Below are 19,466 nucleotides of genomic sequence, written 5' to 3'. Positions count from 1 at the left end.
CAAGGCGAGCGCAACGGTAGCCGCCGGGTGCTCCTGCCGCGGCCCGAACGCGGCACAAACAACGAATCAGGCGGCAATTGCGTGCTCCGCCGACATCGAAGCCGGTGCACGAGCGTCTTGGTTGGCGCCTTGAGTCATGAGCCAATTGCGAGAGTTTCGAGGACGACGCCAAGCCAAGAAAACCCCACTGGATATTCACAGACTTCGTGAGATCATCGGCAGATGGATTTGCCTGAGCTTGACGCTGCGCTCTCGGACCAGTTGACAGAGGAGTTCCCTGCGCGCGGGCGGCGTGCTATCGAGTCGTTGAGGGCGGCGCACGCGCTGCTGCGGCTCGAACCGGATTCGCTTCCGCAGCATGGTGCATTGGTGGCGTACTGCCTTCGCGATGTGCTCGTCGAGATCGCGAAGACGTCCGAAATCAGCGTCGAGAACAGACGGAATGCGCTGTCGGGGGCGGTCGTCGAGGCGAAGGCTCAGTACGAGAGGGCGTTGGAGTCCTCTGACGAGGAGACGGTCCGGATCGCCCGGCAGGAGTTGTTCTCGCGTATCGACGATCTGGGGGCGTTCTTGGACGAGCCGGGAAGTGTTAATCAGGAGCGCTTGAAGGCGTTGTTCAGGCAGCGGACCGGCACCGAGCCGCTGTCGTCGGGTACGGCTCCGCTGCGGGAGTATCAGCGCTTGCTTGACGCATGCAGTAGCGCGGGGCATAACGGTTGCTCGCTGGACGAGGCCCGGAGGCTGTCGTCCGCATCCCTAGAGTTGCTGCAACGCTTCTTTCTCGCGCACGATCGCGACCCGGAGCCGCTGCGGCAACTCGCTGGCGTCGAGTCCCCGAGCGACGACGACCTGGACGATCTGCGGCGGCGCCTGACCACTCCGGTCGAGTTGCAGGCGTTTCTCCGCCGAGTGGAGGCGCCGGGTTGGCTGTGGAAGCTGGCGCAGTCCGGCGCGTTGGAGATGCCGGACAGCAGCCTGTGGTGGGCTGCGTGCACCGCAGCGATCCGAGTCAGCGATGCTCACCGAGACGAGGTCGTGCGGTGGCTTGAGGAGATGCACCCCCGGCATGCAGCCAAGCCAGCCCACGTCCGGTGCTTCGCATACGCGGCTCGCCGGATCGGCGCAGATGCGCTGGATCTGCTGTTGCGGATTGTGCAAAGGCACCCGACCGATGAGCGAATCGCGCTGGAGGGCCTCGACGCCGCACTCGGTCTGGAGGCAGCGCATCCGATGGTCATCGAGTTCGCCGATGCACTGCTCAACATGTCCAGTTGGGATCTGCTCCATACCGCTGACGACCTGGCGGCTCATGCCGCGAGCGGCGTCGACGAGGACAACGCGCTCGATCGGGTCAGGCGAATCGGCCTCAAGCTGCGCCAGGTCGAGGACGACATAGCGATCAGGGATCTTCGGTCGACTCCATCGGGAACGATGGACGACGCGCACACGGTCTTCCCGCGCGAGCGGGCTTCGGCGGTGCTGGAAAGTCTCACGCGCATGCTCCGGGCAGCTTGGGAGTGGCATCCGGCCTCGGCGCTGCTGGCGTGCATCGACGATGTGCCCGAGCCGGCCCGCGCCCGGTTGCGGGCATGGGTCTTCGGCAACGCTCCCGATGTCGACGCTGACGCGCTCGCCGCAGAAGTGGCCGCGGCGATTGCCACGAGGGAAGCGACCGGCGACGACGTAGCGCTCGTTGAGCGGGCATTGGCCCTCGGCGACAGCGACGTGCTCAGAGCGAGTTGGCTCGACGCCATGGGCGACGCCCCCGATGCCGCCGAGGTGGGGCGCGCTCTCGACGACAGAGAGCCGCTGCCTCGACATACGTGGCGGGTCTCGTCGTGGGTTCCGATCCTGCCGGAGAAGCTCGCCGGGGCGTGGGCTGGCCCGTGTCAGGTTCTCAGCGACGAGTTCGGGGAGGTCAGCCGCGAGGAGCTGCTGACGCGTGACCTGCCTCGAATGCGCCAAGTTGGCAGCCCGGTGGCCGAGCCGCATTTTGCCGACATGTCGCCGATGGATGCGGCCGCGGCTATCGCGCAGTGGCGTTTCGCCGCCGCCGACTTCTATGTCAGCGCCAGGGGCCTCGGCAGAGTCCTGCAGAAGCTGGTCGCCGAGAACCCTGCGGATTGGCTCGCCGACCCCGTCGGCATTGTCAGGGCGCTGCATCATCCCACCTACATCAGCGCCTATCTCAGGGCCGCTGAGACGCCCACGGACTTCACCGCGACGGTCGCAGCGCGTCTTGTTGACGCAGCCGGACTAGCGGCATCCGAACCATGGGAGGTCGTGCGCCTGGGCCGCAGCGGGCATCACTATGAGCCGGACTGGAGAGAGACACGGCGAGCGGCCATCGAGCTGATCGGCAAGATCGCAGCAGCCGGAGCACGATTTGGTGGCCGAGCCGACGACGCATGGAAGCTGATCGAGGACGCCGCGAGACGCCGAACGTCGTCCGGCGATGAGCGCAGAGACGACCAGCAGTCGGCACAGGCAGACGCCCAAGCCAGCGCCCGCGCGCTGGAACTGGCGGTGCGATTCGCAGACGCCGAGCTTCGGGCATCGAGGCCGCTGCGCCCCGAGCTTGAGCCGCTCCTGGACCACAGCCTCAGGCTGAGCGGCGAACTCGGCCTCGAACACCGCAACGTGATCGCATCGCACATCCGCTGGCTGCGCTACTGGCTGCCCGAATGGACAGACGCCGCGATGGCACGCATCATCGGCAGCGACGCGCCCGGCGGCCTCGGCGAGGCCACCTTCGAATCGGTGCTGCGGCTCAACGCACCCAGCCGATGGCTCTGCGAGACCTACCCCGACAGAATCCGCGACGCAGCGAGACGGCAGCGCGAATCAGCGCTGAGACACGTCCTGGTGGCGATGCTGTACGGCTGGGACGCCTACAGCATCGAAGCCGTCGCACAGTTCCTGCAGCGGAACACCGAACTGATCCCCGAAGCCGCCCGGCAGATCGCGGGACTTCTCGGTCACGAGGAAGTCGACCAAGGCCAACTCGCCGTCGGCGTCGAACTGTGGGAAACGCTTCTCGATTCCACTGCCGCATCGTCTCTCGCCGCATTCGGCTGGATGTCCATCGTCGACGCCCTCGAAGACGCACGCTGGACCAAGCTCACGAGAAAGACCGTCGAAGCGGCCAAGGGCCAGTACGGCTGGGACGAACAAGTCGCCAAGCGGGCAATGGCCGAGCCGCTGACCGCGGACAAGCTCGCTATCCTCGATTTGCTCGTGCGCCACACACCCAGCGACTGGGTCCGTCGGATCATCGCCGACAACTCAGAGGCACTCCTCGGCGTCGGACCGGGCCTCGCTGCGACGCCCGAATACCGGCGCCTCCGCACAGCGCTCATCGGACACGGACTGGCAAAGGCAGGCTGACATGTGCGACGGCAACGGCCCAAGATCGCGACCATGACAACTCGGCTCTCAACGCACCAGCCCGGTCGCCGGAGCTTTCGGCTCCGGCGCGGTCGGCAGGTCAACAGAGCGGCCTGAACAGATGCGAATGCCAGACTCACGGAATGGCGGAGCGCACGATGTCCGATGGGCACAAGGCAGGGATCGTGCGTGGGCAGTAGGTCGAGTCGCCTCATCATGAATTCACGTCGAGTGCTTCGGTGATCTGACCGTTCCAGAGGCACTTCCGGTTCAGCGTCGAGAGGGCGGCGCAGCATGCCTTCGATCGAGCCGGCCTGAAGGTCAACACGGCGGTTGTCATCGTCGGGTTCCCCGACAATGACGCGAACGGCCGGAGCGTCAGCTTCGAGTGCAGAGGCGAGCCGGTCCGGCTGAGCGAGCTTGACGGTGTGGGTGCTCGCGCGGATGAGCTGTGTCGGGCTGATCCGCGTTCGGAATCGATCTACGGACACCCTTGGCATCATGAGCGAATTCACGCCGGTCTGAGGCGTCGCGCCATGGCATCGGCGATAGCGGAAGTCCTCAATGCCAACGACAATCTCGCACGTTTCTCGTTCTTCGCGAGCAGCGGAGCGCCGATCGGCGGGCATTACGTGCACACCTGCTTGGGGATCGAGTCGGCCAGGTTCGAGGCGCTGCCGGTCTTCGAGCACACAGATGAGCGATTCAAGAGTCCGCCCTCGCTGCAGCACGCAATCGTCGCCGAGTGTCTGGCTCGGGCCGACGCGGAGTTGCACCAGCCCGATGCAGGCTCCCGGCTCAGCGATGCTCTGGGCGGCCCGCAGGAAATTGTCGCCAGCGCAGCAGAGGCCTTCACTGGGCATCTCGTGCTCTCGGTCGCGGGGATGCCGAACGACCTGCTGAGCATCATGAACAACAGCACCGCGCACGCCTACGAGCGGACCGAGGCCTCAGCGCCTCTGCACATCGTGAACTCGCGCGATGGCGGATATGAGCTTCGGGTGCCGCTGGAGACGCCTATCTCGTTGGGATACTCCAGAGCGCTTCGGAAACTGCTGGAGGCAAGCGACTCGGATTTGGCCGTCATCGCCGACGAGGGCTGCGTGTTGGGGCTGGGAGGCGTCAGCCTGCAGACGCTGTCGCTGGACATCGAGGTGCGGGGGAAGCTGGACTGGAGTCTGTCTGTGGAGGGCACGACGCTCCTGCGCAGCTACGCCGGTGAGGTCTCCTTTCCCCGGCGGCCGTTGGAGCGGGTGGACTTGGCCGACGTCGCTGCGCGCACGATCGGCCAGTGCGACATGGACCGCATCTGGCACTTTGTCGAGGCCGCCCGAGACAGCGATCACGGCATGACGCTCGTCGTGTCATCCGATGCAGCGAGCGAAGCACAGCGGCTGGGTTCCGCGGCTTTCGTCCTGGAACCTTGCGATCTGGATGACGCCGACGTGCAGCGGCTGGGCGCGGTGGACGGTGCTGTCCTCATCGACCCCGAGGGACGCTGCCACGCATTCGGGATCATCCTCGACGGAGAGGCCTCAGGCCAAGGCGACCCTGCGCGAGGATCGCGCTACAACTCCGCGGTCCGCTACCAGCGCGCCCACCCCGACACGTCGTTCATCGTCGTCGTGTCGGTAGACGGCAACGTCAACCTGCTGCCCGCACTGCGGCCCCGTGTGTCGCGTGCCGAGGTCGCAGCGGCCGTCGACCGCTTCTGCGACATCTGCGCACAGGACGAACCTGACGGGGAGGACTACGCCGAAGCGCATCACCTCGTCAGGGACTTTGCCTTCTATCTCGACGCTGATCAGTGCGAGCGCGTCAACCAGGCTGACGAACAGGAGCAGCAGCGACGGCTCGATGCCGGCGGCATCGCAGCGAGGGGGCCGCTGCTTCGTCCGGACCCAGAGATGAACGACTCCTACTTCCATCCCGACGAACCAAGCTGAGGGCCGTCGGAGGGCCGGTGATTCGCACAGGTCGTGCCCTCAACGCCGATACTCGAAGCCAAGGCGTTCCTACAGGCCGGTCGCGTTCTCCCACAGATAGTTGTCGGGTCCGCTGATCTGCCGATAGGTGCTGAACGCCTGCAGCAGCAGTTCGAAGGCGAAGGCCTCGATGTTGTCGACGTCTTTGCGGTAGCCAGTCACGGCGCGTGCCCCGGTGTGCTTGCGGAACTCCTCGATTCGGTCCGGTCCGGCTCGCATTACAGAGCACGAACTGAAGTGGATCACACGGCCGCGGGCGCGTCCGTCGATCATCTCTTCGAGGTCGCCCAAGCGGACCCGGCGTTCGTCGTCGAGCCACAGGTTGCCCGCAGTGCCGTGGAAGCCGAAATACCCGACTTGGTAGTCGTCGTAGTCGTCGAGCCACCGGTCGATGTAGTGCCGCAGCTCTTCTTCGGTGCCGATGTCGCGACGGATGAAGTCGATGCTGATCCACTCATGCAGCGTCTGCAGCAGCGCCGCGATGCTCGCCTTGTCGCTGAGGTCAGCTTCCCAGTTGCCTTCGAAAGCGAACAGGCCCGTCGCTATCGGCTGCGACAGCGAATGTCCGCGGCTCGACGCTGTGAACGATGGCTTGCCGGTCACGACGGACTCCCTCAGTCGTCAGGCACAGTGGCTGTGCCTCGGGCCTGCTCGGCGTCGGAGGCAGGCGTCCCGGCGCAACGTGTCGGCCGGAACCATCCCCAGTCGTGCTGCTCGTCGCGGTCGAGCATGCCCGCCTCGGCGATTTCGAGCATGTTGGCGATCTTGCCGAGCGGCATGGATTCTTCTTCGTCTGCCCACCAAGGCGGGGACACTGCGACGACGCCGATGAATGCGGCCTACACCGGCGGCAGGCTCCGGATGAGGTCGAGCAGCGCGCAGCTCCAGATGATGCTGTCGGGCACGTCGTCTTCATTGCTCGACGCCGTTGGTCCCGGCTTGGGCACCGGGCCGTTCCAGCAGTCCGCGAGACCGAGATAGGACTCGATGTCCAGCGCTGCAGCTCCTTGGCCGCTCGCATTGAGGTAGCTCACGACGATTCGCGCCGCTTGATGATCCATGGCTTCGCTCATGCGGTCTTGGTGGTCTCGGTGTTGTTGCTCGGTGCTCAAGTTCTGGACGCGTCAGGCTGGCACAGCGAAACAGCAGTCGCATCAGTTGCCCCACGAGGCAGGCTGACGGCCGCCAGCGGTTCGGCGAATCAGACCGTCCGCGCAGGTGGTGCTACCTCGTTCGATCCGCGGCGGACAGGTGTCGCCCACCCCGCCAAGAGCCAACAGCCTGTGCCCTCCCCGCCCTGCCTGTCAAGATGGCCAAGCCATGCAGCACGAGCCGGCCGTCACGGGGGATTCCGAAACGTCGGCTGGGGACCGCAAGCTCCTGTCGGCCTTCTACACCGAGCCATCTTCGGCGGCCCTGCTGGCCGAGTTGGCTGTCGCCCGAGTGGACACCGATTGGGGCGACGCCGACAAGCTCGCCAAGCTGCGGATCGCCGACCTGGCGTGCGGCACAGGAGCGCTTCTGGTTGCCGCGTACCGGCGCATAGCGGAGCGCCATCGGGCGAGAGGAGGCGCAGACGGCGCTGCGCACAGTGCGCTGGTCTCCCACGCGTTGATCGGCTGCGACGTCGTGGCGTCGGCGGTGCAGCAGACGGCGACGCGACTGGCGGGCGAACGCCCCGAGGGCGGATGCCGCAGGACCAAGGCGTGGCTGATGCCGTACGGTCTGTCGCCTGGCAGCGACACTGCGCGCATCGGCGCGCTCGATCTCCTGAACACCGACTGCGTGAGCGCCCAGCGGTGCGACGTCGGCATCAGCCCGCGGGACGACGTGGCGACGCTGACGGCATCGGTGCCGCATGGATCGCTGGACGCAGCGATCATGAATCCGCCTTACGCCCGCCCCACCGGCCATGAGGGGGCTAGGCGAGGCACCGCCAATCCGGCGTTCGCCGCGCTCGGGCAGGACAGGGAATCCCAGCGGGCCATGGGGCGGGCCTTGGATCAGCAGGTAGAGCTGCTCAAGGCCGCGGCTCGACGCGAGGCCCGCGACGCCGATCTGTCGGCTGTGCCAGTCGCCTGGAACGGCAACGCTGGACTCGGCACTGCCTTCGTGGACCTCGCTCACGCGAAGCTGAGTGAGGGCGGGACGCTCGCGCTTGTTCTGCCTGCTGCCGTGGCGTCGGGCCGCGCATGGCGTCGGACTCGGGAATTGCTCGCCGGCCACTATCAGAACGTCACGATCGTCATGATTGCAGAGCGCGGGGCCGAGGGATCAAGCGGGCGAGCCTTCTCCGCGGACACCCGGATCGCAGAGGCGATCGTCGTGGCCACCAAGCTCGAAAAGCAGTTTCGCGAGCACATCGCGGAGTCAGTCGCGACCTACGTGATGCTGGACAGAGCGCCCGCTTCGGTCACCGAAGCCGTGGCGATCGCTCGGTGCGTCACAGAGACAGCCGCGTCGACCTGCCCGACGGTGCTCAGGATCGGGGAGTCGCGGGTCGGCTGGGCGCTCGCTGCGCCCTTCGGACCTGGTGTGTCGGGTCAGCCGGGCGGGGTGTCAGAGCCGGGTGTCGCGGCGACCGCGGCGGGACTGACGCAAGGCAGGCTCGTACTGCCGCGGCACACAGAACTGCCTGTCCCGATCACGCGGCTGGACTCGCTCGGCCAACTAGGCCCCTACCACTCCGACATCGACGGCATCAGGTCAGACGGCTCCCTACGAGGACCATTCGACATTGACTTCCTGCCCGACAGGCGTCGCTGTGCGAGCGCGAGCTGGCCCATTCTGTGGTCCCACGATCACCGTTTCGAGAGCACGATGCGGGTCTTGCCGTGTTCGTACGGCACGATCCGACCAGGGGCACGGCCTAAGGCCTTGGCCCGGGCGCTGTGGGACGGGATGCCCGGGATCTGCGGTGCCACAAGGCTGCACATCAGCCGAGACGCGCGGCTGAACTCGGGGTCCATCGCCGCCTGCATGACGCCTGTCGCGTGCATCGGCGGCCGTGCATGGCCGTCGGTCGCGCTGGCATCGCTCGCTCACGAGAAAGCGATGTGCGCGTGGCTCAACTCCACGGTCGGACTCATCGGCCGGTGGTGGGTGTCGAGCCGCCAGCAAGGCGGACGCGTCAATCTCGGCGTCGCCGCGCTCGGGTCGATTCCAGTCATCGACCTCAGCCGGCTGCCCGACGATGCGCTCGGCCGACTGGCAGCCGTCTTCGACGTCTTTGAGGACCAACCAATGCGCCCGGCCAACGAAGCATTCGCAGACGACGTACGCGACGCCTTGGATCAGGAAGTTCTCTGCGACGCGCTTCAACTCCCCGAGTCAATCCTCGACCCACTCAGCACGGTTCGGCTGCAGTGGTGCAGCGAGCCGAGCGTCCACGGCGGCAAGGCGACGAGGCCGACCTGACACAGCCAGCGGGTATCGCTCTGATCCCGTCAGAGCGCCAGATCTGCCTGCGTCGTCAGACGGTCCGCGCGGGAGTGCTGCAGGAAGTCGGCCAAGTCGCGCGGCTCGATCCTTGGCAAACGAGCACAGTTTTCCAAGGATGAATTATGATCCTTGGAAAACCAGCAATGTTTTACAGGGTTGTCGCTCTATAGTTGAAAAATGAGCTTGCTCGATGACGGCGGCGCCGGCATGGTCGTTCTCGGCGACTGGAACGGCACCGAGGTCCGCGCGTGGAAACCAGCGAAGCTCGCAGAACGCGACTTCAGCCTCGATGCATCAGCCGTCCGCGCCACCGAGCAGGCAGCGGCGGCCGTGCGGGCCGCCGACCAGCAGGTGCCGAACACATGGGAGGCGCTGGCACGGCTGCTGCTGCGCCACGAGGGCGTCGCCTCGTCGGGCATCGAGGGCCTCCGCGAGCCGCTGGTGTCGGTGCTGATCGCCGAGCGGACCGGCGCCGGAGGCGCCGCAGGATGGGTCGCGGACAATCTCGCCGTGATCGACGCAGCGCACGATGCTGCCCATCTGCCGCTGAGCGTCGAAACGCTGCACACCTGGCATGCACGTCTGATGCGCAACAGTGACCTTGACCCCGACCTGATCGGCGTGTTCCGCCCCCGGGTCGGCTGGGTCGGCGGAAGCTCGCCCCTCGATGCGGCCTATGTCCCGCCGCCGCCGGGCGAGATCGGCGAACTGATGGACGACTTCATCGCCTTCGCGAACGAGCCGGGAGACCTGGACCCGATCTCTCACGCGGCGATCCTGCATGCGCAATTCGAGGCCATCCACCCATTCGGCGACGGCAACGGGCGGCTCGGGCGCATCCTCGTCAGCAGGAGCCTGCGGCGGGCGCACCTGACGCGTCACTCGACCGTCCCCATCAGCGTCGCCATCGCACGCGACACCGGCGGCTACCTCTCGGGGCTTTACGACTTCGAGCGCGGCGCAGTCGGCCCCTGGGTCAGATGGTTCGCCGAGGTCGCCAAACGAGGCGCAGAGGTGACCGACCGGCTCGCCGACCGCACACGCCAGATCGTCGACTCGTGGAACGACACGCTGAGGCGATTGCGTTCCGACAGCGCCGCCCGTGCCCTGCTGCCGATGCTGATCGCCCACCCGGTCCTCAGCGCACCCGACGCAAGCGATCTGCTGGGCGTCAGCAACACAGCAGCAGCCAACGCCCTGCAATCCCTCGCCGACCACGGCATCCTCGAACCGATCCAAGCACAAACGCCCGGCACCGGGCGCAACCGCAACTGGTACGCCGCCACCGAACTCGTCAACATCTGGACGAACTGACCGGCCGCGCGGCCGACGCGACGGCCCACCAAACCGCAGACGCGCACAAGCCCCCGGACGGGGTGTGAAGCCTGTCCGGGGGCCTGTGCTCGCTGACGCTGCAGACGCAAAACCGCAGGGTGCCAGCGGGTCCGAGAGGGCGCTATGACCAGACGCCCTCAGTACCTGTCAGATCACTGAGGCTCTGGCCATTTGCCTCCGCGGCGGGGCAGGTTGACCCCGGTGCCGTCGGCGCCGGCGCCGCAGGTCGTGAACTGGAAATCGTCCGTGGCCAGACGTGACAGCCGGTATTCCCCGATCTGGTCGTTGTTCGAAGCGTCGAACACCTTGATGAGGCAGAAGCTGTCGCCGCTGGGGGACATGCCGCCGAACACCAGGAACTCGGTGCCGAAGTCCCTCGCACCATCTGGGTCGAAGGTCGTGTCGGTCCCTGCCGGCACGAAACCGCTGATCGCTGAGCCGCTGCCGTACTGGGCCATCCAGACCGTCTTGGTCGACAGCAGGCCCGCTGCCTCCAAGGCGTTGTTGTGATCGTCTGCGCTCTGAGTTCCCGTTGACCCGGTGTAGTCGAACACTGTCGCGGCTTCGTTGGCCGAGCCGGTCGAAGCAAGCTGACCTGCACCCACAGAGGTGGAAGCCGTGCCGTCACCGTCGCGGGCCAGGATGTCGTGGTAGTACTCATCCAAACTGGAGACGTTGGCATCGGTGCCGTTCAGTCCGTTCAAGTTCGGGCAGTTCGCCGTCGAACGCGGTGTCGAGATTGTTCGTGTGATCACGCTGTCGGCCATGTCAAATGTGTCCGACGGGGCCGCGATCGCAGGCGCGGCTGCCGCAGAGACCAGTTGCAGCGTCCGCAGGTTGAGATCTTCTGCCGCCACTTGGCTGTTGGCGAACTGACAGAAGCCCGCGAGCGAGATTTTCCGACGGCCGTCCACATCTGCCGCGTAGTTCTGCCAGTAGCTGTCGGCCAGCTTCGCGACCTCGTCGATGTTCCTCTGCACCACCGAGTTCTCCGAGGACCCGCGGATGAACCGCAGGTACACGAACGTGCCGCCCGCCAACAGCGCGATCAGCAGGATCACGCCGATCAACTGCACCATCTCGGTCGACCCGAGCGCGCCGCGGCGGTCGCTGCGCCGCTTGGCGAGCACACGGCGCAGGGTCCCCGGCCGCGCTGGCGTGTCGGCCGCGTCCTGCGCGGTCTCTGTGTCGATCCGGTCGTCCGTCATCGTCATCGCAATCACCCTCCGGTGCCGATTGCCGGGGGAGTGTGGTGAGCACTGGCTGTGCAGGGAAATCAAACGGCGGTCGCCAACACGGGCCATGCGTGCTGGCGGATGCTCAGATTGCCGAAATGGCGCTTCGCGGGGCCGATTTGCGCCCTCGGAGGGGCATTTCGGGGCCAGAACACGGTCGGACGGCCCTGAGAAGGGCCATGTGATCGGGCGAGGATGTGGAATCGAGCCTGTCTTGCGCGCATTCGGCTGGCTGTATCGCCGACTAGAGCGACAGCGCCGTGCTCGGCGAGCATCATTCTGATCGGCGCCTAGACGACCTTGAGTTCTTCTCGCGGGGGCCAGATGCCGTGCGGCTCGAACGAGCCGGATGCCCCCTTACGTCATGAGGGATGCCGCGAGCGCTTCGGGGTGCTGACCCCACAGCACTTTGCGTTCGCTGTCCACCCAAGCGGCGTCGGAAGGTTCGAGGGGTCTTCGCCCGGACCGGCGCAGCCGAATCCACGCATCGCCTCGTCTGGCGCGCACGATGTCCGTCCACTGGTCAGGGACACGGCTCAAGGCGTCGCTGGGGTCGCTGGCGGCGAGGCGGCGCAGCGCGTCCGCGATGGACGACAGGCGGCGCAGTCCTGCCCGCATCTGCAACGCGTCGCTGATCTCGACGGCTTCCTCGGGGTCGAGCAGGGAGCCACCGTCCTCTGCGAACACCCAGGCGATGCGTTCATCCCATCGAGGCGCAGTCATGTCGTGCTGGGCGGTCTCGATTGCAGCGCGCGCGGGAGACGACATCCATGTGCGCTCGGTCAGCCTCGTTGCGAACAGCGGCACCCGCTCGCTGGGTTCGCGGAACACCGTGATGCCCAGCGGCATCGCTGTCCTGGCGGATTCACGCGGGAACGACAGTTGCGGCCCGATGACCAACGGCACGCCCGCTGCTTCGAGCGCCATCATGTGCGAGATCCGGCGCGGCACAGCACCGAAGACTGCATCGAGGAGGCATTCGTTGGCGTTCATCCACGCAGGCGGGAACGGATGAGGCGCATGGCATTCGACGGCAGGCCCTTCGATGTCGCGGCGCTGCCACAGACCCCGCCCGATTCTTGAGACAGCGCCTTGGGCGACTGCGGCCCGCAGCGCACGCGACGCAGACGACGGCTCGATGCCCGCACGCGCGCAGAACTCACACGTCCGGAATACGAACGGCATGCTGGCGAGCGCCTCCGCAGAATTCACACGAGCAGTAAACACGTGCGGACGCAGATGCGGCGATCCCCTAGCCGATTGCGGCGTTAGCGCCGCATCCACCACTCTTCGTTCTCCCTGCGCAGCGCCGGGGTTCGGACCGTGTCGCTGTCGACGCCCGACACGGCCGCAGCGTCCGCCGACGAACGCCCGCTAGCGGGTCTCTGTGGTGACCGACCCAACGGCGACATCGCCTGCCGCGCGTCGAGTCCGGGCCGGCCGCAGAGCCGTGAGTCGTGCGGCCGGACCGGACCTCATGCTCACACCGTGGGCATTGTGGCGTCGATGGCGCGATCCGAGCCAGTTCGCTTAGCCGGGAAGTCGCTGTGTGAACCCAGGAGTCGGAGGACGAAGTGCCTCTAGATGTAACCCTCGTCTTGGAGTGTTGCGATCGCTGCTTCAGGACTGCGTCGCACTGCTGCCTTCAGTTGGCGTAGGTAGAAGCGCCCTCGGGCCTCATCGAGCACTCCCTTCCATCCCGGGTGCGAATCGACGAGGCGTTCCGTCACGCAGAACTCGATGATGTCCTCAAGGCACGGCCGAAAGCGTCGTCCCCCGACTGGAAGGTGGAGTCGCCGCGAGTTGCGCTTCTTCTGGCCCGACAGGTCGAGCAGGCGTTGAAGGGACTCCGACTTGCCGTCGATGTGCAGGTGGGCCTCCGGGTACGCGTTGGGGGCCGGCCGCACATAGTCGTAGGTGAAGACTGCTTCTCCATCGGCGGTGGCGAGCACGAAGGAACTCTGAGTGTTGCGCAGGTACTTGCACTCCTCGTCGAACGTCAAGGTGTGGTACACGCGCAGTCCGAAGCATTCCGGCTTTTTCGAGATCGTCAGCGGGATGAGATCGCCGCTGCTCCGCTTGACGCCATCCGAAGCGTCGTCCGAGAGCGGTCTTTCGTAGCGGACGAGTGCGCGTCCTCTTTCGTCGATCCTGGCACTGAGATGGATTCCGTTGGTGACCGTATTGTTCAGCAGGCCCGTGATTTCCGCAGCGAAACGACGGGCTTCCTGCTCTAGGTCACCGCGCCGGCTGGTCAAAGGACGAAACGAGGAACCACATGCGTCGGGCGAGTTCGCTCGTGAAGTCGCCCGACTCGGCTTGCTGCTCAAGTTCCTCCCGCGTGCAGCCAGCAGCAGCGAGAGCATCGCTCACGAATTCGCTCACATCCTCGTCGGTGAGATGAATGACCTCGATCTCTTCGGGGTCCGCTGCGTAGGAAGGCAGCTCATCCAAGGTGCGGCCAGCGACCATAAGGGCAGTCATTGCAGGGTTCCTGTGTTCGGGGGGTAGCGACGAGTTTCGCGCTACCCGATGCGACTCCGCGTGAGTCGATGACCTACAGGATATTCACAGGCAGTGACAAATTGCGGCGCTTGTGGTGCCGGCCTCGTCACGGTCTGGTCTGCAGCATCTCCTCTGACCTGCATGTTCATGCTTCGACGCAGCCTCCCGATGCCAGGTGATCTCGCCTGAAGGGGCGCGCTCGCGGCCGCTGTTGCCCACAACCTCAGGCTCGTTCGCACCCGAGGGGCTAGGGCGACGGCGGCGATCGGCCGGTGCGGCATGGCGGGCGCGGCGGGGTGGGACGGCTTGAGCGGGCGGGCTGAGCCGTTTCGAACGCACCGGCTTGACTCGCGGGACTGCGGGATACGGTGCACGCCGTGACTGTCGGCGGCGACTCGTTTCTCAAGATGGACGAGGCCTGCAAGGCCACTCGCAAGCTCATCTCCGATAACCCGATACAGCGCGACGGCTGGGACGGATTCATGGCCGCTCGGGCGTGGCCGTTCGTTACTGCGCTGTACAGCGGCATCGAGCAAGCGCTGAAGATGCTGCTGCAGTTGACGGATTCGAACTTCACTCTCCAAACGTTGAAGGCGTCGCCATACGCGCACAACCTGCAGCGACTGCATGCCGATCTGTCACCGGCGGACAAAGAGCACATCGAGCTGCATTTCGGGGAGCACTGGGGCCTGTTCGAGTTCGAGCAGCTCGATCTCACGTTCGACACTGCCGAGGGGTTCATCTCCCACGTCAACGGCAGCGGCAATGGGCACGGCTACATCTCGTGGAGGTACACGCTGGTCGACCCGTCGGTACAGATCCCTGCGACGGACCTGTGGACAATGTGGGAGATCTGGGAAGCAGTGTGTTGTCGCATTCGAGCCAGACTGTCCAAGCGCGGCGGGACCTGCTTGGCGCTGAGCCAGAGGCTCATTGCCCGGCTTGACGATCTGATCCCGGAAGTAAGTCCGTATGTGAACTTCAGCGACGATTTGCTTCGGTGGCGGGCGAGCGATGACAACGGTGCGCTCGGCGCGTGGTTGGATGTGCTGGTCAAAGCGAATCGCGGCGCCGTGGATCAAGTGCGGGCACCGGAGCGTCTGCGCCCTGAACTCGCACTCATGGCCGACCGCGCCATCGAAGAACTGTCACAAGAATCAGCCGGCCCTGACGAGAAGCAGTTCCTCTGGCAGGTCCAGCGAACTGATCGGGACCTGGTCTGGGATGCCCGCAGCCACGAGTTCGGCTGGGCCGACACGGGATGAACGTGAGCGTGCGGGAAACCGCAGAGACGCTGCCGGTGCTGGCCGACGCGGGCTACAGCAGCGGCCACGAGTGTCCTGAGCGCCGTGCGGGAGGGTTCGCCCGTGTGGTGCTGGTCAAGGTCAACAAGGCAGGCTGGCCGAACTGGGACGTGCAGCACGGCATCGGGGCATTGGCGGCCGGTGAGTGCTTGGGCGGCTCGGCATGCCGGATCGACGGGACCCAGTTGTGCCGATGGTGTTGCGGCGCCAGCCCGCGGGACGCGGACGTTACGCCTGGGGATGGACATGCCTGGTGTGCGGCTGGTGCCATTGGCAGAGCAAGACGCCCAATGTGTGGTTCGAATCGCTCACAGACTGGACCGGGCGAAGCCTCGACGTTCGTGCAGACCTCGGCCTCGTGTGGATCGACGGTGTGCCGTGGCGGTCAGACCGGGCGGAGCAGGAAGGCATGCTGGGAGAGCGGGCGTGACCGTCGTCTAGACCCGGTTTCGTCGAGCGCGTCGTCTCGCACTTCTCGCCGGGACATCGACATCGCCGCCCGTCGTGAATCCCCCTTGTCGGCTGATCTACCCAACGAGGCCGCTGCTACGCAGTGAAGCAAGGGGTGCTTCGCTACGGCCCCGCGGTGGCGGTGGTTGTCCAGTCCCAGATCGGGGTCTCGGATTCGGGCATCGTCACGCTCGCTCCGAGGGTGTTCTCGTAGTGCTTCTTGAGGTCGCGGTTGATGTCCAGCAGTGTGATGTCCTTGGGTGCGTATGTTCTGAGCATCTGCACGACCGCGGTGTCCGCGGGCGGCAGCGAGTACCCCATGACGACGAGTTTGTCGGCACGTTCGAGTCCGCGGCGGGCGACGTGCCAGTTCTCGCGGATGATCTCGTGATCGAACAGGGGGACCTTCGCGAAGCAGGGCGGGATGATGTAGGGAACGAGGTGCGCTATGCGTCCTTTGGTCTCGTCATCGTGGTCGGTGTCGATGGCGTAGATCGGCTGACCTCGCCCGCTTTCGCCAGGGAATTGCCAGTCGATTGATCCGTGCAGCTTCGCAAGGCGGAATGCCGCCGGGAGGGTGCCGTCGCCTATGCGCATGGTGCCGCTGTACTCACTTGTCGGCGTCAGAGGCGCTGCTCGAATCGCGTTCGCGACAAGGACTCCGGCTCCACCTAGGCCGATGTGGTCAGGACGGGCCTCGACGCATCGTTCGATGATCGTGTCGTAGTTCAGCGTGATTACCGTGGCCAAGTTCGACTGCCAGAGCTTGAGCAGGTCGAAGACCAGTGCCGGAAGCCCGACCTGGAACGATTCGCGCTCGACTTCGGCGATGTAGCGCCCCACCCAATCGGCGACGCGCTGGAACATGGCGGCCGCTTCGGTGTTCTCGGCATCGCTCCGGTACGGCTGCGGAGACGCCAGCGAATCGAGCCATGATTCGAAGTCGACTGCTTCCGCCAGGCCGAAACGCCGCGCCAGCGGCCAGTCCTCATCATTGGCTGTGAAGCGCAACGCGGAGAGCAGAGCAGGCATCGTGGGCATCGCGTCACTCAGCGCGCGAGAAAAACCCGCACCCAGCAGGAAGACCTCGCCGCTGCGCTGGCGGCACGGCGAAGGCGGCACAGACTCGTATCCGGCGACCAGCCATTCTCGCGACTCGTCGGCGGTGCGTTGCTCACTGATCCACCAGTCCCAGCTATCTGGGAATCCTTCCTCCGAGGCCCGTTGGCTCATGAGCGTGAACAGGTGATCTACAGCGGCGCCGCCGAGAGGCGTGTTCTGCGGTCCTGTATTGCCCGGCGCGTCGTACAGCGGTCTCGGCAACTGGTGCATCACGCGCACCGCTGCATGAATCGCCTCAAAGAGCGGATACCCGTCCTCAGGGTTGCCCCAGGAACCCCAGGCGTCTGTGGATGAGCTGAGCATTTGTTCAGTCAGTTCGTACACATGAGACAGGAAGCGCTCGGGTGCATCGCGACAGGACTCGCACGCATCCGGATCGACTCGGTCCCACACATGTCGGCGGGCTTCGGCCGCAGCATCCGACATCAGGGAGATGCCCGGATCGTGGTGGTCGCTCATGAATCGAACGCGCTCGCCTTGTGGTGCTTGCGCAAGAGGCGCATCCTCGGAGGGTAGGCACGGCTCCGAGGCAAGCCACTGCCTTGCCGATCGGTCGTCATGCAACACCGAGACTGCTACGCGACCCGGCGTCCTAGAGATCCCGGATACTTGGGTCTCATCTGCCGATTGGACCGCGACGGCTGGCACCGGTTCTGGCGAGGATGGGAAGCGGAGTAGCGGGCCGCGCTGCGATGGCCAAGCGCGCCGGAACCCGATCTACGACCTTCGGGAGTTCCCGGCCTCGAAAGCAAGTGTCGGTGCTCCGAGGCAGGAATCGACTACCTGCCCGCACGCTTCGTCCCCGGCTCGTCGCTCTAGCCTCAGCCGTTCGTCGTGCTCGGGGGTGAGAGAAGTGGAGATGTTGCTTGGCGAATGGTGGGTCGCCAACCCGACCGACGGCACTGGGCACTACGAAGCTCCTGATCCGGCACAGCGCGTTCCCGGTGCGCTGCGGGAGGTTGCCTCTGGTGAGTTCGTCCTGGAGACCATCGGGTACCTCGGAGACCGGCCGGCCATCGCCGGCGGCCCGGAAGGCGAACCGGTCGGGCCGCGTCCTGACATCTGGGGCACTGATCGCGATGCGACCTGCTACAGCCTCTTCGACAACATCAGGTCGCATACGCAGTGGCGTCTCGCGAACGTGTCGGTGTCGGAAGGGCGCGAGGACTGGAGCGTGGGATGGTTGGCCAAGGGCAACGCTTGGGTGACCCCGGGTGAAGAGTGTCGGAGTGCTCGGATTCGAGTCGACGAACTGTCGTCGTGGGCCTTGTACAGACAGCCCAGCAACGTCGAGTGAATCACCCCGGTTTTGGTGGAGGCTCTGTTCCTTGAGAGGATGGAGCGATGCCAGGAAATGGGAGATATCCAGTCGAGCTGCGTGAGCGCGCGGTGAGGATGGTGCTGGAGAACCAGCGTCTGTATGGGTCTCAGTGGGAGGCGATCTGCTCGGTCGCCGGCAAGCTGGGTCCGACGGCGGAGACGGTGCGCAAGTGGGTGCGTCGTGCTGAGATCGACGGCGGCGTCCGCCCGGGGGTGAGCTCGGCGGATCGTGCTCGGATCACCGAGCTCGAGCGCGAGAACCGTGAGTTGCGCCGGGCGAACGGGATCTTGAAGGCGGCGTCGGCTTTCTTCGGGGCGGAGCTCGACCGCCAGTCTCAGAGATAGTGGCGTTCGTGGACGTTCACCGGGACCGGTTCGGGGTCGAGCCGATCTGCGCTGTGCTCGCCGAGCACGGTGTCGGGATCGCCCCGTCCACCTATTACGCCGCCAAGGCCAGGCCGCCGTCGGCTCGGGCGCTGCGGGACGCGTGGCTGCGCGTCGAGACCGCCAGGGTGCACAAGGCGAACTACGACGCTTATGGGGCGGCGAAGGTGTGGGACCACCTCAACCGCGTCGAGGGCGTGCGGGTGGCGCGCTGCACTGTGGAGCGCCTCATGGGCGAGCTGGGCCTGCGGGGCGTGCGGCGGGGCGCAAAGGTGCGCACCACCGTCGGCGGTCCCGACGCCGAACGCCCCGACGACCTCGTCAAGCGGGACTTCGCGGTGCCGGCCCCGGACCGGCTGTGGCTGGCGGACCTCACCTATGTGCGCACCGCAAGCGGCTTCGTGTACGTGTCGTTCGTGATCGACGCCTACAGCCGCCGCGTGATCGGCTGGCAGGCGTCGCGGTCGATGCGCGCCGACCTGGCCCTCGACGCCCTGGAGATGGCCATCTCCGCTCGCCGCCGCGACGGGCGCTGCATCGAGGGGGTCACCCATCACAGCGACATGGGATCGCAGTACCTGTCGATCCGCTACAGCCAGCGGCTCGCCGACAACGACATCGTCGCCTCGGTCGGCTCCAAAGGCGACAGCTACGACAACTCCATGATCGAGAGCCTCAACGGGCTCTACAAATGGGAGCTCATCTACCCACGCGGACCCTGGCAAGGACTGTCCGACGTCGAGTTCGCCACCCTCGAACGGGTCGACTGGTACAACCACCGACGCAGCCACAGCGCCCTGATCGCCGGCCGCGGCAACTACACCACCCCCGCCGAACACGAGACCACCTACTACCGTCAACACAGCACAGCCACCCCGGCCGTGACACAACAACCCGAGTCTCTACAAAACACGGGGTGATTCAACGCGTCCGAACCCACCAAACCCGCCCCAGCCACAAACCAACCCACCCACAACCCGCCCAACACCACACCACCC

At 65.9% G+C, this 19,466-nt stretch carries 16 protein-coding genes, 1 pseudogene and 1 other annotated feature; of the genes and pseudogenes, 9 read left to right on the top strand and 8 right to left on the bottom strand.

Annotated elements, in window-relative coordinates; translation table 11 throughout:
- The first annotated feature begins 222 nt into the window (after positions 1-222).
- From ACOGXQ_RS05045 to ACOGXQ_RS05035, 3 genes and pseudogenes are all read left to right on the top strand, one after another.
- Positions 223-3,387, top strand: a complete 3,165-nt coding sequence (locus ACOGXQ_RS05045; RefSeq protein ID WP_419946346.1) for a hypothetical protein — start codon at positions 223-225, stop codon at positions 3,385-3,387.
- A gap of 308 nt (positions 3,388-3,695) precedes the next feature.
- A pseudogene (locus ACOGXQ_RS05040) lies at positions 3,696-4,181 on the top strand (hypothetical protein); the annotation flags it as partial.
- Positions 4,182-4,271: 90 nt separating this feature from the next.
- Positions 4,272-5,333 (top strand): diadenylate cyclase, encoded by a 1,062-nt coding sequence (locus tag ACOGXQ_RS05035; protein ID WP_419947340.1) that lies wholly within the window; start codon positions 4,272-4,274, stop codon positions 5,331-5,333.
- Between the two features lie 69 nt (positions 5,334-5,402).
- Here the strand turns inward: ACOGXQ_RS05035 and ACOGXQ_RS05030 are convergent, their stop codons facing one another.
- Genes ACOGXQ_RS05030 through ACOGXQ_RS05020 form a run of 3 tightly spaced genes read right to left on the bottom strand, consistent with a single transcriptional unit; the run spans position 5,403 to position 6,445 of the window.
- Positions 5,403-5,975, bottom strand: coding sequence for a DUF6642 family protein (locus tag ACOGXQ_RS05030; RefSeq protein ID WP_419946345.1), 573 nt, complete (start codon positions 5,973-5,975; stop codon positions 5,403-5,405).
- Positions 5,976-5,986: 11 nt separating this feature from the next.
- Positions 5,987-6,187, bottom strand: a complete 201-nt coding sequence (locus ACOGXQ_RS05025) for a hypothetical protein (protein ID WP_419946344.1) — start codon at positions 6,185-6,187, stop codon at positions 5,987-5,989.
- 24 nt (positions 6,188-6,211) lie between these two features.
- On the bottom strand, positions 6,212-6,445 hold the full coding sequence (locus ACOGXQ_RS05020; RefSeq protein ID WP_419946343.1) for a hypothetical protein: 234 nt from the start codon (positions 6,443-6,445) through the stop codon (positions 6,212-6,214).
- A gap of 247 nt (positions 6,446-6,692) precedes the next feature.
- On the opposite strand from ACOGXQ_RS05020, the gene ACOGXQ_RS05015 reads away from it, so the two are divergent.
- On the top strand, positions 6,693-8,789 hold the full coding sequence (locus ACOGXQ_RS05015; RefSeq protein ID WP_419946342.1) for a hypothetical protein: 2,097 nt from the start codon (positions 6,693-6,695) through the stop codon (positions 8,787-8,789).
- Positions 8,790-8,990: 201 nt separating this feature from the next.
- Positions 8,991-10,127, top strand: a complete 1,137-nt coding sequence (locus ACOGXQ_RS05010; RefSeq protein ID WP_419946341.1) for a Fic family protein — start codon at positions 8,991-8,993, stop codon at positions 10,125-10,127.
- A gap of 173 nt (positions 10,128-10,300) precedes the next feature.
- On the opposite strand, the gene ACOGXQ_RS05005 is transcribed toward ACOGXQ_RS05010, so the two are convergent.
- The 4 genes from ACOGXQ_RS05005 to ACOGXQ_RS04990 form a co-directional block, all read right to left on the bottom strand.
- The gene (locus ACOGXQ_RS05005) at positions 10,301-11,362 is read right to left on the bottom strand and encodes a hypothetical protein (protein ID WP_419946340.1); all 1,062 of its coding nucleotides are present in this window, start codon (positions 11,360-11,362) and stop codon (positions 10,301-10,303) included.
- Positions 11,363-11,740: 378 nt separating this feature from the next.
- A complete protein-coding gene (locus ACOGXQ_RS05000) occupies positions 11,741-12,568 on the bottom strand; it encodes a hypothetical protein (RefSeq protein ID WP_419946339.1) in 828 nt (275 codons plus the stop codon).
- 395 nt (positions 12,569-12,963) lie between these two features.
- Positions 12,964-13,641 (bottom strand): hypothetical protein, encoded by a 678-nt coding sequence (locus ACOGXQ_RS04995; protein WP_419946338.1) that lies wholly within the window; start codon positions 13,639-13,641, stop codon positions 12,964-12,966.
- Positions 13,622-13,867, bottom strand: a complete 246-nt coding sequence (locus tag ACOGXQ_RS04990) for a hypothetical protein (RefSeq protein WP_419946337.1) — start codon at positions 13,865-13,867, stop codon at positions 13,622-13,624. The genes ACOGXQ_RS04995 and ACOGXQ_RS04990 overlap by 20 nt, the downstream gene beginning before the upstream one ends.
- Before the next feature lie 398 nt (positions 13,868-14,265).
- Here ACOGXQ_RS04990 and ACOGXQ_RS04985 point away from each other — a divergent pair, with 398 nt between their 5' ends.
- Together ACOGXQ_RS04985 and ACOGXQ_RS04980 are read left to right on the top strand one after the other, a co-directional pair.
- Positions 14,266-15,153: a hypothetical protein gene (locus tag ACOGXQ_RS04985; protein ID WP_419946336.1), complete on the top strand. Its 888-nt coding sequence runs from the start codon at positions 14,266-14,268 to the stop codon at positions 15,151-15,153.
- A 202-nt stretch (positions 15,154-15,355) separates the two neighbouring features.
- The gene (locus ACOGXQ_RS04980) at positions 15,356-15,622 is read left to right on the top strand and encodes a hypothetical protein (RefSeq protein ID WP_419946335.1); all 267 of its coding nucleotides are present in this window, start codon (positions 15,356-15,358) and stop codon (positions 15,620-15,622) included.
- A 143-nt stretch (positions 15,623-15,765) separates the two neighbouring features.
- On the opposite strand, the gene ACOGXQ_RS04975 is transcribed toward ACOGXQ_RS04980, so the two are convergent.
- Positions 15,766-17,223, bottom strand: coding sequence for a hypothetical protein (locus tag ACOGXQ_RS04975; RefSeq protein WP_419946334.1), 1,458 nt, complete (start codon positions 17,221-17,223; stop codon positions 15,766-15,768).
- 394 nt (positions 17,224-17,617) lie between these two features.
- Between ACOGXQ_RS04975 and ACOGXQ_RS04970 the strand changes: the two genes are divergently transcribed.
- Together ACOGXQ_RS04970 and ACOGXQ_RS04965 are read left to right on the top strand one after the other, a co-directional pair.
- Positions 17,618-18,061: a hypothetical protein gene (locus ACOGXQ_RS04970; protein ID WP_419946333.1), complete on the top strand. Its 444-nt coding sequence runs from the start codon at positions 17,618-17,620 to the stop codon at positions 18,059-18,061.
- 47 nt (positions 18,062-18,108) lie between these two features.
- Positions 18,109-19,388 (top strand): IS3 family transposase gene (locus tag ACOGXQ_RS04965; RefSeq protein WP_419946332.1). Its coding sequence is split into 2 segments (ribosomal slippage): positions 18,109-18,388 and positions 18,388-19,388, totalling 1,281 coding nucleotides; the frame shifts between segments, so codons are not numbered across the junction.
- Positions 18,387-18,515 (top strand) — a sequence feature (AL1L pseudoknot). It overlaps the preceding gene by 129 nt.
- Positions 19,389-19,466: the final 78 nt, after the last annotated feature.

The sequence above is a fragment of the Candidatus Poriferisodalis sp. genome, assembly GCF_965208485.1.
Taxonomy (GTDB): Bacteria; Actinomycetota; Acidimicrobiia; order Acidimicrobiales; family Poriferisodalaceae; genus Poriferisodalis.
The sequence above is the reverse complement of the archived record's forward strand: the minus strand, read 5'-3'. Positions and strand labels throughout refer to the sequence as shown.